Genomic DNA, 14,846 nt, shown 5'->3' with positions numbered 1-14,846 from the left:
TGTTATAATTAATTCTGTCGCAAGTTAATTTAACAGGTTCGGTAGCTCAGTCGGTAGAGCAGAGGACTGAAAATCCTCGTGTCGGCGGTTCGATTCCGTCCCGAACCACCATGTTCGAGCGGATGTGGCTCAGTGGTAGAGCACCGCCTTGCCAAGGCGGGGGTCGCGGGTTCGAATCCCGTCATCCGCTCCATTTCTGTATATGCCGGGGTGGCGGAATAGGTAGACGCACGGGACTTAAAATCCCGGGGTGGAGATCCACCGTGTCGGTTCGAGTCCGACCCTCGGTACCAGACAGACATGACGCTTTCTGATTCAAGGGACTCCCGTACGCCTGTGCGTGTCGCGGGCTTTTTTTGTTTTCAAGAAAGATTGGGGACGGGGGATCGCCAGATGCTTGATGTTCGTGTAAAATGATTTTATATACAGGTGAGAGGAAAATGCCGGAAACTCACATACCGAGGGCCGGTTTTTTTCTTAACCTGGGGACCAAACATATGTTGGTATTTATTCCGAAAGGAGGAAGGGAAGTAGTGACAGGCAATACCCATCTGGCATTAGGATTGACAGCGGGTGCGGTTGCCGTGGGGGTCACCGGTGCAGGAGGTCATCTTTTGGAAGCTACGGGAATGGTGTTGATCGCCTCCTTGGGCTCCCTCGTGCCGGATATTGATGAAGACAATAGCCTGTTGAACAACTTGTTGTTCAAATCGATCCGATATCGGTCGGTGGCCTTGGCCGCCCTCGGCGGTATCTTTGCTCTGTTTGCCCTGCTTCAAGGATTGGATTGGTGGATTTTCTTTTCGGGGATCTATGCAGTCGCGGTGGCGTTTATCCCCCACAGGAGTTTTACTCATTCATTTTTATCCATGGGTATTGTTACTTGGATCACATATTTGGCTCATCCTCCCTACGCCTTGGCTATGGCTCTGGGGTATTTTTCCCATCTGCTCGCCGATGCTGTCACGGTCGGGGGAGTGCCATTCTTCTGGCCTTGGAAAAAGCGAATCGGTCTGAGAAATTTGGGGGTCCGTATTCGATCCGGTGACAAGATTGACAAGATGACGGGGAAAATCTCCATGTACGGAGGGGGTCTGGCACTGATTTGGCTGCTTTTTCAGGAAACTTCTTTTGATACTTTCCTCAGCTCCACCATGCAGCAGTTGGATACGGTGAAAGGTCTGTTCGGGTGGGGCGGATAAACGAAGCACGGAGGAAAAGATGAGAAACAGCAAAGTGCGGATTCTGATCGGGTTGGTAATGTTGCTCCTGCTGGTCGCCGGATGTCAGAGTGGTGAATCTGCGGGAGCAGGCGAACCGGTGAAAGGTTTGAAACCCCCGGGCCAAGGGTTGGAGAAAGGACGGGTCATTCGTGTCATCGACGGAGATACCGTAGTTGTCGAGATCGGGGGAAAAGAGGAAAAAGTTCGTTTCATCGGTGTGAACACACCGGAGACAAACCATCCAAAAATCGGTGTGGAGTATTACGGGAAGGAAGCTTCCCATTATACGAAGGATCGTTTGGAAGGAAAAGAGGTCCGGCTGGAGCTGGACGAGGAAAAACGGGATCAGTACGGTCGCCTCCTGGCATATCTGTGGTTGAAGGATGAACTGTTTAACGCCACCCTGGTAAAAGAAGGATATGCCCGGATTATGACGGTTCCGCCCAATGTGAAATATCAGGAAACCTTCCTTCGCCTGGAGCGGGAGGCGCGCAAGAAGGATGCAGGACTGTGGCGGAAAGAAGACGATCAGGAGGCGAAAACCGGACAGGATGAGGGCTGCGTTGGGAAAATCAAGGGGAATATCAATCGGAAGGGAGAGAAGATCTATCATACACGGATGAGTCCCCAATATGATGAAACTAAGCCGGAACGCTGGTTTTGCACAGAGCAGGAGGCAAAAGAGGCGGGTTACCGAGCACCGGCCAACGCCCGATGAGAAGTCCTGTCCTCTGGGACGTATACCCTGCAACGGCCACCCATATACTAGCTTTAAACGATGGACAAAGCGGGGGGCGGAGGAATGGCCGCTTATCAAATCTCGGTTCCGGGACCGGTGACATCAAGGGAAGCCGGACAGATGCGCGAGCTGTTGAATCAGCAGGCGGCCCGTTTGGAACGATCCGGTTTCAGTTGCTGTTTGGAGGAATTTGACCAAGGGACCCGCACCGTTTTTTATATCCAAAACCGGGTGGCGGGGGAAAAGTCGGAGCAGGGTTTGCGCCATTCCTTGGGAAGAGCGGTGGCGGATTATTATTTGGCTGTAAATGAGCCGAATTTGATCCGCCGGATCATCACCCAGGATTTCCATTACTGGAACCCGGGGGAGTCCCGGGAGATTGAGCGTTATGCTTATCATCTGCTGGATGATTCCGAGGCGGAGGAGCCTTCCCACCGGAGAAGGAAACATTGGATGGCCCGTCAAATAGCCAAGTATTTCTGCAATCACCGGGATTTGGCCGTCGATGGATATTTTCAATTTCGCATGAAGCGGTACCGGGACATTTTGATGAAGTTGGTGGAACATGCAATTGATGAATATCTGCTCGATCAGGAGTATCGGGAGTTTATCGATCTGCTCCGGTATTTTGTCTCCATTCAGCAGCCGAAAGTACCTCTGGTGCATGTGCTTCATATCGGCATCCGGAGATTCCGTCTCCTTGATGGGGAAGGCCGACCCCTGCAGATGAAGGAGATGGATCACACGGTGGAAGAGTTGATGGATCAGGTTACCTCCCATGAAGATCTCATCGTCAGCACACTGTTGACGGTGGCACCGGAACAAGTGGTCCTTCATACACGAAACCGGGAGGAGAATGTGGTTTGCACCCTGATGCAGGTGTTTGAGGATCGGATAACGATCTGCAACGGATGTTCCGGCTGTCGGCACTTGAAAGGCCGGGAAGACGGTTTTGTTCCGAAAGGTTGACGCTGGTGAATCCCGGCGATATAATTACATAAATTCATGGTCCAAACGTTTGGACCTTGGCGATGACGAGGACACCGTTTTCCGCTTACGGTTTCAGAGAATAGGGGCCACCGGCTGCAAGCCCCTAAACCCTCTGGGCGGAAGGACGACCCCCTCTGAGCTGCGCCGGGAACACCCCCTGGGGTCAGTATCGGTTGCCGGTTTTGCACACCGTTACCGTGCCGAGAGGGTTGTTGTCTCCGGAGAGACAGCAGCTGAATCAGGGTGGAACCGCGTGTGTCTTCAAACACTCGTCCCTTGGACAGGGATCGGGTGTTTTTTATTTATCTCAAAAGGAGTGAAGCGGAATGAGCGTGGCCATCAAACTGCCGGACGGATCTGTCCGACAATTTGAGGGAGAGAAGGTGACGATTCGAAAAGTGGCTGAATCGATCAGCCGCGGACTGGCCAAAAAAGCGATTGCCGGGCAGGTGGACGGGAAGACTGTGGATCTGTCCTGGGAAGTGCCTGACGGAGCCAAGGTGCGGATTCTGACCTTGGAGGACCCGGAAGGGTTGGAGGTTTACCGCCACAGTGCGACCCATCTGATGGCCCAGGCCGTTAAGCGCCTCTTTTCCGATGTGAAGTTGGGCATCGGTCCTGTTATCGAAAACGGATTTTACTATGATATGGATCTGACTCAGCCCCTGACCGCGGATGATTTGCCCAAAATCGAGGAAGAGATGCGGAAGATTGCCAAGGAGGATCACCCGATAAAGCGGCGGGTCGTCTCCAGGGAAGAAGCTCTTCGCATCTATGAGGAAGCAGGGGATGAACTGAAACTGGAGTTGATCCGGGAGCTACCGGAGGGAGAGGAGATCACCCTGTATGAACAGGGAGAGTTTTTCGACCTGTGTCGGGGTCCCCATGTTCCCTCCACGGGCAAACTGAAAAACTTCAAGCTGTTGAGCGTGGCCGGGGCCTATTGGCGGGGCGACTCGGAGAACCGGATGTTGCAGCGGGTCTACGGAACGATCTGGCCCAAACAGTCTCAGCTGAATGACTATCTTAAACAGTTGGAAGAAGCGAAGGAGCGGGATCACCGCAAGCTGGGCAAAGAATTGAAGATCTTCACCCTGTCCCAAGAGGTGGGACAGGGACTCCCCCTCTGGCTGCCCAACGGAGCCACGATCCGTCGGATTATTGAGCGTTACATTGTTGACAAGGAAGAGCGCTTGGGGTATCAGCATGTGTACACTCCTCACTTGGCCAGTGTGGAGCTGTACAAAATCTCCGGCCATTGGGATCACTATCATGAGGACATGTATCCGTCGATGAAGATGGATAATGAAGAGTTGGTCTTGCGGCCGATGAACTGTCCTCACCATATGATGATTTACAAAAACGATCTGAAGAGCTATCGCAATCTGCCTGTCCGGATCGCAGAGCTGGGGATGATGCATCGCCACGAAATGTCCGGGGCCCTGTCCGGATTGCAGCGGGTCCGAGCCATGACCTTGAACGATGCCCATATCTTTTGCCGCCCGGATCAGATCAAATCTGAATTTATCCGGGTGGTGCAACTGATCGAAGAGGTTTATCGCGACTTTGGGATTCAAGATTTCTGGTATCGTTTGTCCTACCGGGATCCTGAAGATAAGAAAAAATATGTCCAAAACGATGAGATGTGGGAAACCAGCCAGCGGATTCTTCGGGAAGCGATGGACGAAATGGGTGTCGACTATGTGGAAGCCAAGGGGGAAGCCGCTTTCTACGGGCCCAAACTGGATGTGCAAGTTCAGACTGCTCTCGGAAAAGATGAAACCCTGTCCACTGTCCAGATGGATTTCCACTTGCCCAATCAATTTGGTCTGGAATACATCGGCGAAGACGGCCAACCCCACCGCCCAGTGGTGATTCACCGGGGAATCGTTGGCACCATGGAGCGCTTTGTCGCTTTCCTGCTGGAGTACTACAAGGGAGTTCTTCCCCTCTGGCTTGCTCCGATCCAAGCCCGGGTGATGACCATCACGGACGCCTTCCACGATTATGCCGCCGGGGTGGTGGACCGTCTCCAAGGCGCCGGTATTCGGGCGGAACTGGACTCCCGCAGCGAGAAGATCGGGTACAAGATCCGGGAGGCCCAGCTGCAGAAAATCCCCTATATGTTGGTCGTCGGTCAAAAGGAAGAACAACAGGGAACCGTGGCCGTCCGCCGTCACGGCCAGGGAGATCAAGGCGCCCGGAGTGTGGATGCCTTGATCCAGGAACTGCAACAAGAGATTGAAGAGAAGGTGTAAGGCAGCGTGGAGGCTGTGATCCTCCACCTCTTGACAGGTACCGGATCCCATGATACGATTCCTATGATATTCAAGCAGAAGCGCCCGCTTCTCACCTGATCGACGCAAAGGCAGTTGACAGGTTCTCGGTTTTGTATGATGGGATGACAGGTGTGGGCGCTTTGCTCACACCTTTTTGGCGTACCCTTGTTACACTACTCCTTCGGAGGTGGCAGGTTATTAGCAAAGAACAGCATCTGGTGAACGAGGCCATCCGTGCCCGTGAGGTGCGTCTGATCGATTCCAATGGGAACCAACTGGGTATTCAGCCGCTCCGTGAAGCTCTTCGCCTGGCCCAGGAGGCGGATCTGGACCTCGTCAATGTCGCGCCCAAGGCTAAACCGCCGGTTTGTCGGATCATGGATTACGGTAAATACCGTTATGAGCAGAGCAAGCGGGAAAAAGAGGCCCGGAAGAACCAAAAAACCATTCAGATCAAAGAGATTCGCTTCAGTCCTTCCATTGAAGAGCATGACGTCAACACCAAGCTTCGCAACGTCAAAAAGTTTTTGAGCAATGGGGACAAAGTGAAGCTCACCATCCGTTTCCGGGGTCGGGAAATCACCCACCAAGATATTGGACGCAGGATTCTCAATCGCATGGCGGAGGAAGTGAAAGAGATCGGGGATGTGGAGCGCTATCCCAAGATGGAAGGACGCCATATGATCATGATCCTGTCTCCCAAGAAGGATAATGCTTGATCAGTCAGGAGGAAGCAATCGATGCCGAAAATGAAGACCCGCCGCGCAGCGGCCAAACGCTTTAACAAAACCGGTACCGGAAAGGTGAAGCGAAATCACGCTTATATGAACCACATGTTGGAGCATAAACCCAAGAGTGCGAAGCGCAAGTTGCGCAAGAGCACCACAATGAGCAAATCCGATGTGAAACGCATCAAGCAGCTGATTGCTTACAAGTGATTCACAGGATGGATCCTATCAAACGCGCTGGATTTGGAGGGAATGAGCCATGGCACGTGTCAAAGGCGGGACGGTGACCCGCCGTCGCCGCAAAAAAGTCTTGAAACTGGCCCGGGGGTACTTCGGTTCGAAACATACCCTGTTTAAAACCGCAAAACAACAAGTGATGAAGTCACTGAGTTATTCCTACCGTGACCGGCGCCAAAGAAAACGTGACTTTCGTCGGCTCTGGATTACCCGGATCAATGCCGCCGCCCGTATGAACGGCCTTTCCTACAACAAACTGATGTACGGCCTGAAACAGGCGGGCGTGAATATCAACCGCAAAATGCTGGCTGATCTGGCTGTCAATGACAAAAAAGCATTCACTGAGCTGGCCAACCTGGCCAAAGGTAAAGTGAACGCTTGATTTCAATCCCCCGCCTCCTTTTGGACGCGGGGGTTTTCACTAAGAATGAGTGGTGGCCTGTGTATCAGGGGAGATCCTTTGTATCCATAGGGCACAAGCGCGCCGGATTCACTTCGCGGTCTCCCGATGCGCCTTTGCAAGAGATTGAAGACGGTTACACCGGTCCGTCCCCCGGCAATGGAGATACACAAGCCCTTTTAAGTCTCTTCCTTAGCTGTGTGGGATCCAACTTTCTTACTTTTGGTTGAACCTTGGGGACATGTTGAAACACTTCTCCGCTTTCAAAGAACTCCGTCAAGCGGTTCAACCAATCATAATAGTCCAGCCACTCCTTGGTTTCCTTTAACAATTCATTGACCTTTTGTTCTGTTTCCTCATCCAACCCTTCGGTTTCCTGTATTTCAACCAATTCCCTGGATAATGTTAGCCCGAATTTTCTATTTCTATTTATCGCCTTCCTCCATTGGGAGGTGAATATAGAAATAAATGTTTGATAGTAATCCGGCTCCACATTGTACAAATCTTTTCTGACGCCTTTTTTAAATACTTTTTCTGCGAGATTGAGGTCGGTCAGTTCGCGGATTACTTGGCTCATGCGGGCTTTGCTCATGCCGGTTTCTGCTGACAATTCATCGAGGGTCATGGGTTTCCGTTTCATATAGATAATTCCGAGAACCCGCCCCAAAGTGGACGAAACTCCAAAGGTGTTCATATTATCAGCCATTCTCTCTACAAACTGTTCTTCCGCATGATGGATCCTGTCAAGCATTGGCCCTCCCACAAGCACCCTCCTTTAACTCCTGTTTCGAGATCAATGTAACATATTTGTATCTGAATCCCGAAGTGAGATTTTTGGAGCATCTCCATGGAAACCAGAGGATCTGTAACGTTAATCCACACAATTGATGTTAAATAAAATTTGTATAAACAAAACAGACTATATGTCCAGTATCTAAATTTCATACATCAGACTATTTACTTTATACTAAATTATGTTGGAGGTTTGCATGATCAGGTGAAGAGGCAGTCACACCCACCGGTCCATCTATCAGAATCAGCCCGACATAATTGGCAAATGGGAAAACCGATGGCAGATTGGAACGTTCAGAGGAGGGAAATAATAAAGATCTTGCCATGAGTTTATGAAGCCTTCGGTTGGTTAAGGTTTGGAATAACTGCTTCATTTATCGGCAATTTGATTGGGAGGTGGCTTTATTGCTGAAGTTTGACTATGTGACTAAAGTGTACTCCGGCGGTAAAAAAGCGGTTGAAGACTTAAAGCTGGAGGTGGAACAGGGAGAATTCGTTGTTATTATCGGCCCGAGTGGCTGTGGAAAAACCACCACCATGAAAATGATCAACCGCTTGATTGAGCCTTCGGAAGGAAGCATTTATATCAAGGGTGAAAACATCCTGCATAAAAATCAGGTGGAACTCAGGCGTTCCATCGGTTATGTCATTCAACAGATCGGTCTTTTTCCTCATATGACGATCATGGAAAACATCGCACTCGTCCCCAAATTGTTGAAATGGCCGGAAGATCGACGGAAAAATCGAGCCGAGGAGTTATTGAAGCTGGTAAATATGAATCCGGAGTATTTATACCGTTATCCTCACGAACTGAGTGGCGGTCAACAACAGCGGATCGGTGTTTTACGCGCATTGGCAGCGGATCCTCCCTTGATCTTGATGGATGAACCCTTTGGTGCTTTGGATCCGATTACCCGGGAGTCCTTGCAGGAAGAGTTTAAAAATCTGCAACAGTCCCTTGGCAAGACAATTATCTTTGTGACTCACGACATGGATGAAGCGCTGAAGTTGGCTGATCGGATCGTCATTATGCGGGAGGGAAAACTGGTCCAAGTTGGCACTCCCGATGAAATCCTGCGAAATCCCGCCAATGAATTTGTGGAGGAATTTATCGGGAAAGAACGTCTGATCCAAGCGAGGCCCAATATTCAAACAGTGGGACAGGTCATGAATCCGAATCCAGTGACAATCTCGGTGGACAAGTCTTTGTCCGCATCCATTCAGTTAATGAAGGAGCGCAGAGTGGACACGCTCTTGGTCGTGGATGAACGAAATATCCTTCAAGGGTATATCGATGTGGAGATCCTGGATCAAAACCGCAAAAAGGCGCAGCAGGTTGGGGATGTGTTGGAGACTGACATCTATGCGGTTAAAAAAGAGGATTTATTGCGAGATACCATACGAAAAATCCTGAAGAAAGGGATGAAATATGTCCCCGTTGTCGATGATGAAAACCGTCTCGACGGGATTGTGACCCGAGCCAACCTGGTGGATATCGTCTACGATTCCATCTGGGGAGAAGAAGATGCATTTGCCAACCAAGATCAATAGGAGGGAGGAAGCAGGACATGCAGGCTTTAAAACAGTTTCTTGCTGAAAACGGTGACGAATTGTTGCTTAAAACATGGGAACACCTGTACATCTCCCTCATTGCTGTTCTCCTCGGAATTCTGGTGGCGATTCCCCTTGGCATCCTGTTGTCACGGACTCCGAAGGCGGCCGGACTGGTGATGGGGGTTGTGGGTGTGGTGCAGACGTTCCCCAGTCTTGCCATACTGGCTTTTTTCATTCCCATTCTCGGAGTCGGGACGGGTCCTGCGATTGTGGCATTATTTCTTTATTCAGTTTTGCCTATTTTGCGGAACACCTATACCGGGATCCGAGGGGTGAATCAAGGATTGCTGGAGGCGGGCCGGGGAATGGGTATGAATGGCTGGCAACGGATCCGCTATGTTGAGGTTCCGCTGGCGATGCCGATTATTATGGCCGGGATCCGATTGTCAACGGTCTATCTGATCGGCTGGGCCACCTTGGCTTCTTTTATCGGGGCGGGGGGACTGGGGGATTTTATCTTTAACGGGCTGAATCTGTTCCGAACCGACTACATTGTTGCCGGAGCGGTACCGGTAACTCTGTTGGCCCTCATCACCGATTTTTTCCTCGGCCTTCTGGAAAAATGGGTCACGCCCAAAGGGATCAGAGATTCAAAAGAAGCCGTCGTTTAGAGAGGAGGGAGCATAAAGGTGTGGAAACGGATTGGGAGATTACTGATTGTATCGGTGCTGCTGATGTCACTCGTAAGCGGCTGTTCGTTGCCGGGATTGAGCGGACCGTCCCACAACACTGTCAAGATCGGTACAGTGAATACGACGGAATCAGCTATTGTGAGCCATATTGTCCGCCTGATGATTGAAAAAGAGACTCACCTGAATGTGGAAATGGTTGAGAATCTGGGATCTTCCACGGTTCAGCATCAGGCGATGACAAACGGAGATGTGGATATTACCCCCACACGCTATACCGGGACGGATTTGACCGGAGCATTGGCGATGGAGCCGGAAAAAGATCCGGAAAAAGCACTTCAACGGGTTCAGAAAGAATTTTACAAACGCTTTGACCAAACTTGGTTTGATTCCTATGGCTTTGCTAACTCTTATGCTTTTACGGTCACCCGGAAAACGGCGGAAAAAGAACAACTGAAAACCGTGTCGGATTTAAAACGGGTGGCTTCCAAGCTGAGTCTGGGTGTGGACAGCAGTTGGTTGAAACGGAAAGGGGACGGCTACGAGGGTTTTGTCAATACTTACGGATTTAAATTTAATCGTACCTTTCCCATGCAAATCGGGTTGGTGTATCAGGCGGTGGGAAGCGGAAAAATGGACGTGGTTCTCGCTTATACCACCGACGGACGGTTGAAAGCATTTGATTTGGTCGCCTTGGAGGATGACAAACAGTTTTTTCCGCCCTATGACGCTTCACCGGTGGCTCGGAATGATGTGTTGAAAAAGCATCCCGAAATCCGGGATATCCTGGAGAGGTTGGCTGGTAAAATCGATACCGACACCATGCTGGAGATGAACTATGAAGCGGATGTCAATATGAAAGAACCGGCAACGGTAGCCAAAGAGTTCCTTGAGAAACACGATTACTTCAAGCACGAAATATCCGGGAGGTGAGGCTGTTGGAAACGATACAAGGAGTGTGGACCTATTACACCCAAAACGCGGGATACGTGTGGGAGCAATTTTACCGGCATTTTCTGATGTCTGCATACGGAGTTTTATTTGCGGCGATTGTGGCCATTCCCCTGGGAATCTTGATTGCCCGTTATCATCGATTGAGCGGTTGGGTGCTGTCCCTGGCCAATATTATTCAAACCGTTCCGGCGTTGGCGATGTTGGCCATTCTGATGCTGGTGATGGGCTTGGGAGCCAATACCGTGGTGGTTGCACTCTTTTTGTACTCGCTGTTGCCGATCATTAAAAACACCTACACAGGGATCCGCAATGTGGACCATGCCCTGCTGGAATCCGGAGAAGCCATGGGCATGACCAAGTTCCAAATCCTGCGGATGGTGGAATTGCCCCTGTCCCTCTCCGTCATCATGGCCGGTCTCCGGACTGCCCTCGTGATTGCCATCGGGATTGCCACAGTGGGAACGTTTATCGGAGGCGGGGGTCTGGGTTCAATTATCGTCCGGGGGACAAATGTGACTGACGGTACGGTCATCATCCTGGCGGGAGCCATCCCCACCGCTTTGATGGCGGTGGTGGCGGATGTCGTCATGGGGCGGCTGGAGCGTTGGCTGTCGCCGGTGGATGCAAAAGCTATGAGAAGAATAAGAACCTCCGCTTGATGGTAATAAAGTTATGTGCATATCCATACTACAAGCCCAAACAGGGGTTGTTTTTGCCGGAAAAGTCATTTGGCAATGAGACAGATCGCCAGAAGCGCTGTGATTGAGTGCTGGCCGGAACGGTTGGGATTGGGCTAAACATTCCGCTTCAGGTGTTCTGATGAGCCAAAGACGCTCCATACCAAACCACCCTTAGATTCCGCGCTGGTCACCGAGCTCATGCTGAGGGGTTGGCGTAGGCGCCGGGGCTGAAGAAAAAGACGACAGCAGAACCCAAACCACCCACCTGGACGAAACAGCAACAGGAACAGAATGTCCGACTGAATCCCGCGCCGAAGCCTGAAGACGACATTCATCGGGTCAAGGTGGACGGCAAACAGGGGAGCGTACCGGGAAGATCCAAAATGTCGTGAATGCAGTCAAAAAGGGGTTGAAAAATTGAAAAGGTGAAATGAGAACAGCCGGGTGGGAGTGATCCCTACCCGGTTTTCCTCATAGATATGTTAGAAAGGGAGACTTGATGAGGGAGTGGCTTCGCTCAAGATAAGCATCCGGGATGCATGAAGCAAGTTCTTGTTTGAGCGGACGCGGCGTCGTCCGATGATTTTGCCAATTATTATGGAAGTATAATCAGATCTAAACCGTACAGAAAGCCGCGGCCTTTGAGATATCAGAGGTGCGGCTTTTTCATTCCCCTTTTTGGAATCTTGCCAAAGTAATGTTGATTGGGATATCGAAGTGTTGAGCAATCCAAGGCTATTGGTATGTCAGGATGTTTCTCTTTGCTGTGATATGTTTATTCCCATATTTCCAGTTTTACTTGAATCGCATCATATTGCTTCCCATTTTCGTCCAGTTTATACAGGACAGCATAAGCGAGCCCTTCTTTCGGCGGACGGGAGGGAAGGGAAATGGAAAATGTAATATGTTCAGGCCGGTATGAAGCTTCTGGCGGTAAAGAGACTTCGCGCTTTTTGATCACTTCATGTTTGCCGTTCGAATCCACCACAATGAGATCATAGTAAAATCTATATTCAGGCGGACAGGTAATAGTCAGATCGATAGTATATTTCCCATTGGAGCCTTTTGTGTGATGGTCGACAAAGGTTAAATTTTTTTCATGTTCCTGAACGGAATGACGCCACCAGGGATAATTCTCCTTTTTATTCGGGTCGGAGGAGGGGTTCGTTGCGGTCTGATCTTCATGCTCCTCGGTTGCTGTCTGATCTTCACTCTCCTGATCATTTGAAGATTCCGCATTGGTTGGTTGCTCTTGTTTCGGTTTGTGCGAATCACCATCCCCGTTTGAGTTCATGCAACCGGCCAACAATAAGGTTATCAGTAATGATAAACAAATTTTTTGCAACATGTACACCAACCTTTTTTGTCTTATTTGCCATATCCAGTTTCAATTCCTAATAGGACGTTTAAAACCTATAAAATTTCCAAGACGAAGCCAACATTATCACAATGGTTTTTGCAAATCAAGTGTCATTGGCTTTGGCACAAAAGCATCTAAACAGAGGATATTCCAATATGCCCTGTATAACCTTTTGGAATTTCCGTTTTTAAATTTGTTGTCGGTCTCCGGTTTTTTTACGCTACTGGAGGTCGAACGAAGACAGTTTGCTCACACGTCCTTACAACGACAGGGCATGTCTCCATTTTCTGAACCTCTTCAACCATCGATTCTCTACATCTTTTCTTCAGTTCGTGAAGGTACTGAAGAAATTTGATAAGGGATTATAGATCATCTGTGGAGAATTATACATTGAATATTAAATAACCGAGGTGAGGCAGTCTTGAAAATTTACATTTCCGCCGATATGGAGGGAATCTCCGGTGTGGCGGCTAACATGCAGCTGAAGAAGGAGAGCGAGTACCAGCGGTTTCGGCGGCTGATGACCGCTGATGTCAATGCAGCGATCAAAGGGGCTTTTGCCGGAGGAGCGACAGAGGTAGTCGTCTGTGACGGTCATGGCAATATGTCCAATATCCTGATTGAGGAACTGGACCCCCGGGCACAGCTGATCTCAGGGAACAATCGGGTGATGTGTCAGATGGAGGGGATAGATGACTCCTTCGCCGGGGTATTCTTCGTCGGATACCACGGCCGGGAGGGGGGATCGGAACGGGGGGTGATCAATCACACCTTATCCGGGGGCAGTGTTGCCGAGATTCGCATCAATGGGCAGCCTGTCGGTGAGGCGGAGATGAACGCTGGTGTGGCCGGTTTCCACAGGGTGCCCGTTCTGCTCGTCACCGGGGATGATGTGGTTGTCGAGGAGGTGCGGCGGTTTGCTCCCGGGGTCCACACAGCTGTGGTCAAGGTGGGGGTGGATCGTCTGGCGGCCCGGCTTCTTCCTCTGAAGGAGGCCCGTCAGATGATTCGTCGGCAGGCGGAGGCAGCGGTGAGAGGAAGGAAGTGGATCCAGCCTTGGGTCGTGGAGGGGCCGGTCACTTACGAGATCGATTTTCACGGGACCAACCAAGCGTTGATGACGACCACGATCCCGGGAGTGGATCTGATCGGTCCCAAGACGATCCGTTTCACTGCCGGAGATTGCATTACCGCCTACAAGCAGATGTGGGCCTGCGTGATCATCGGGATGGCGGCCACGCGGGGTGTTCTCGGAGAGGTGAACGCTTGAGAGGCTAGTATGCCGTCCATTTTCAAAGAGATACCCAATCGGTGGATGTCTTTTTTGCACATTCTAGGACGGAAGCCCCCATCCTTACTTCCCTTATAAAAAGGCTCTCTTTTGATGAAAAGAATTTCCGGTGTTTTTTTATCAAAACAAAGAAAGGGATCCACATCCGTTGAGGATGTGGATCTGATGCGCGCCCGGCATGGGCACGTTCTATAGCGTGAAAGTCCCGAGCGGTGAAGGCAGCAGTAGCCGTTAGCTGAAGGTAAGGGTGTCCACGGCGACGTGGAATCTGAAGGAAGCCGGCGGCAAACCTCTGACAGGAACCTCATCAGGCGGTCCCTGCTTGGATGAGTCTGCATCACAAGACAAAGTCCTTGCTGCCAACTTCTCCAATACCTGATTGCGGATTTGATCTTCCTTCGGCGGGATCTTCACATACTTTCAATTGCTTGCCCTCGATAGATACCCATAATCAAACCCTTCCTCTTTTTTTTATCGCTCGGTTGTCCCGGCCCTCCAATGATCCCGTAACCCTTGTCTCGTTTACCTGAGGTTTGCCAGCCAATAAGGGAGTTATTCGGTTCAGTAGACCGATTTTTTCCTGTCCTTTTGTTAAAACCGAAATGGGTTTTATCCATACTTATTCCGCTCCACTAAGGTGCTTTCATAATACTGGAAAGAAGTTTAACTGTCTTTCTATCATATGAAAAGTCGGAAAAGGCCTTGGCTACTTGGACAACGCTATATAAACAGGGTTAAAAGTTCCATAAAGGAGATCATCGAGATGGAGTGGTACAAAAATAAAACACCGGCAGACCCGCAAATGATTGGCATGAATCATTTCAGAGTCCGCTCCGAGAATGAATCAAGTGGCCCGGAGTTTTCCCTGTCCTCACTTTTCCTTATAAATAGCTCTCTTTTGATGCACCATATCACGTAAACACTGTGAAA

General features: G+C 50.3%; 14 protein-coding genes, 3 tRNA genes and 1 other annotated feature. Of the genes, 15 read left to right on the top strand and 2 right to left on the bottom strand.

Annotation, left to right across the window (positions count from 1 at the left end; translation table 11 throughout):
- Positions 1-35 precede the first annotated feature (35 nt).
- From IEV46_RS13550 to rplT, 10 genes are all read left to right on the top strand, one after another.
- Positions 36-111 (top strand) — tRNA-Phe (locus tag IEV46_RS13550).
- 7 nt (positions 112-118) lie between these two features.
- Positions 119-193 (top strand) — tRNA-Gly (locus IEV46_RS13545).
- A gap of 11 nt (positions 194-204) precedes the next feature.
- Positions 205-293, top strand: a tRNA-Leu gene (locus IEV46_RS13540).
- A 240-nt stretch (positions 294-533) separates the two neighbouring features.
- Positions 534-1,202 carry a metal-dependent hydrolase gene (locus IEV46_RS13535; RefSeq protein ID WP_188433085.1) on the top strand — a complete coding sequence of 223 codons (669 nt, stop codon included), beginning with the start codon at positions 534-536 and terminating at the stop codon, positions 1,200-1,202.
- A gap of 19 nt (positions 1,203-1,221) precedes the next feature.
- On the top strand, positions 1,222-1,941 hold the full coding sequence (locus IEV46_RS13530) for a thermonuclease family protein (protein ID WP_188433084.1): 720 nt from the start codon (positions 1,222-1,224) through the stop codon (positions 1,939-1,941).
- 84 nt (positions 1,942-2,025) lie between these two features.
- Positions 2,026-2,931, top strand: a complete 906-nt coding sequence (ytxC, locus tag IEV46_RS13525) for a putative sporulation protein YtxC (RefSeq protein WP_188433083.1) — start codon at positions 2,026-2,028, stop codon at positions 2,929-2,931.
- A 347-nt stretch (positions 2,932-3,278) separates the two neighbouring features.
- The gene (gene thrS, locus IEV46_RS13520) at positions 3,279-5,210 is read left to right on the top strand and encodes a threonine--tRNA ligase (protein WP_188433082.1); all 1,932 of its coding nucleotides are present in this window, start codon (positions 3,279-3,281) and stop codon (positions 5,208-5,210) included.
- 66 nt (positions 5,211-5,276) lie between these two features.
- Positions 5,277-5,393 (top strand) — a sequence feature (ribosomal protein L20 leader region).
- Between the two features lie 56 nt (positions 5,394-5,449).
- Entirely contained in the window at positions 5,450-5,950 is a 501-nt protein-coding gene (gene infC / locus IEV46_RS13515; protein WP_229736121.1) for a translation initiation factor IF-3, read from the top strand.
- Positions 5,951-5,971: 21 nt separating this feature from the next.
- Positions 5,972-6,169 (top strand): 50S ribosomal protein L35, encoded by a 198-nt coding sequence (rpmI, locus tag IEV46_RS13510; protein WP_009712049.1) that lies wholly within the window; start codon positions 5,972-5,974, stop codon positions 6,167-6,169.
- A gap of 49 nt (positions 6,170-6,218) precedes the next feature.
- A complete protein-coding gene (rplT, locus tag IEV46_RS13505; RefSeq protein ID WP_188433081.1) occupies positions 6,219-6,578 on the top strand; it encodes a 50S ribosomal protein L20 in 360 nt (119 codons plus the stop codon).
- Positions 6,579-6,732: 154 nt separating this feature from the next.
- Here rplT and IEV46_RS13500 read toward each other — a convergent pair whose 3' ends face one another.
- On the bottom strand, positions 6,733-7,347 hold the full coding sequence (locus IEV46_RS13500; RefSeq protein ID WP_373284620.1) for a GbsR/MarR family transcriptional regulator: 615 nt from the start codon (positions 7,345-7,347) through the stop codon (positions 6,733-6,735).
- A gap of 446 nt (positions 7,348-7,793) precedes the next feature.
- Between IEV46_RS13500 and IEV46_RS13495 the strand changes: the two genes are divergently transcribed.
- The 4 genes from IEV46_RS13495 to IEV46_RS13480 all read left to right on the top strand — a co-directional run bounded on the left by IEV46_RS13495 (position 7,794) and on the right by IEV46_RS13480 (position 11,244).
- Positions 7,794-8,939: a betaine/proline/choline family ABC transporter ATP-binding protein gene (locus tag IEV46_RS13495; RefSeq protein ID WP_188433080.1), complete on the top strand. Its 1,146-nt coding sequence runs from the start codon at positions 7,794-7,796 to the stop codon at positions 8,937-8,939.
- Positions 8,940-8,956: 17 nt separating this feature from the next.
- Positions 8,957-9,613, top strand: a complete 657-nt coding sequence (locus IEV46_RS13490) for an ABC transporter permease (protein ID WP_188433079.1) — start codon at positions 8,957-8,959, stop codon at positions 9,611-9,613.
- A 63-nt stretch (positions 9,614-9,676) separates the two neighbouring features.
- Complete coding sequence (locus IEV46_RS13485; RefSeq protein WP_188433102.1) at positions 9,677-10,564, top strand: osmoprotectant ABC transporter substrate-binding protein; 888 nt, start codon at positions 9,677-9,679, stop codon at positions 10,562-10,564.
- A gap of 5 nt (positions 10,565-10,569) precedes the next feature.
- Positions 10,570-11,244, top strand: a complete 675-nt coding sequence (locus tag IEV46_RS13480) for an ABC transporter permease (protein ID WP_188433078.1) — start codon at positions 10,570-10,572, stop codon at positions 11,242-11,244.
- Between the two features lie 796 nt (positions 11,245-12,040).
- Here the strand turns inward: IEV46_RS13480 and IEV46_RS13470 are convergent.
- The gene (locus tag IEV46_RS13470; protein ID WP_188433077.1) at positions 12,041-12,613 is read right to left on the bottom strand and encodes a hypothetical protein; all 573 of its coding nucleotides are present in this window, start codon (positions 12,611-12,613) and stop codon (positions 12,041-12,043) included.
- Positions 12,614-13,046: 433 nt separating this feature from the next.
- On the opposite strand from IEV46_RS13470, the gene IEV46_RS13465 reads away from it, so the two are divergent.
- Positions 13,047-13,895, top strand: coding sequence for a M55 family metallopeptidase (locus IEV46_RS13465; protein ID WP_188433076.1), 849 nt, complete (start codon positions 13,047-13,049; stop codon positions 13,893-13,895).
- Positions 13,896-14,846: the final 951 nt, after the last annotated feature.

It is taken from the genome of Kroppenstedtia guangzhouensis (assembly GCF_014637345.1).
Classification (GTDB): Bacteria; Bacillota; Bacilli; order Thermoactinomycetales; family DSM-45169; genus Kroppenstedtia; species Kroppenstedtia guangzhouensis.
This window is presented reverse-complemented; position numbering and strand designations above follow the sequence as displayed.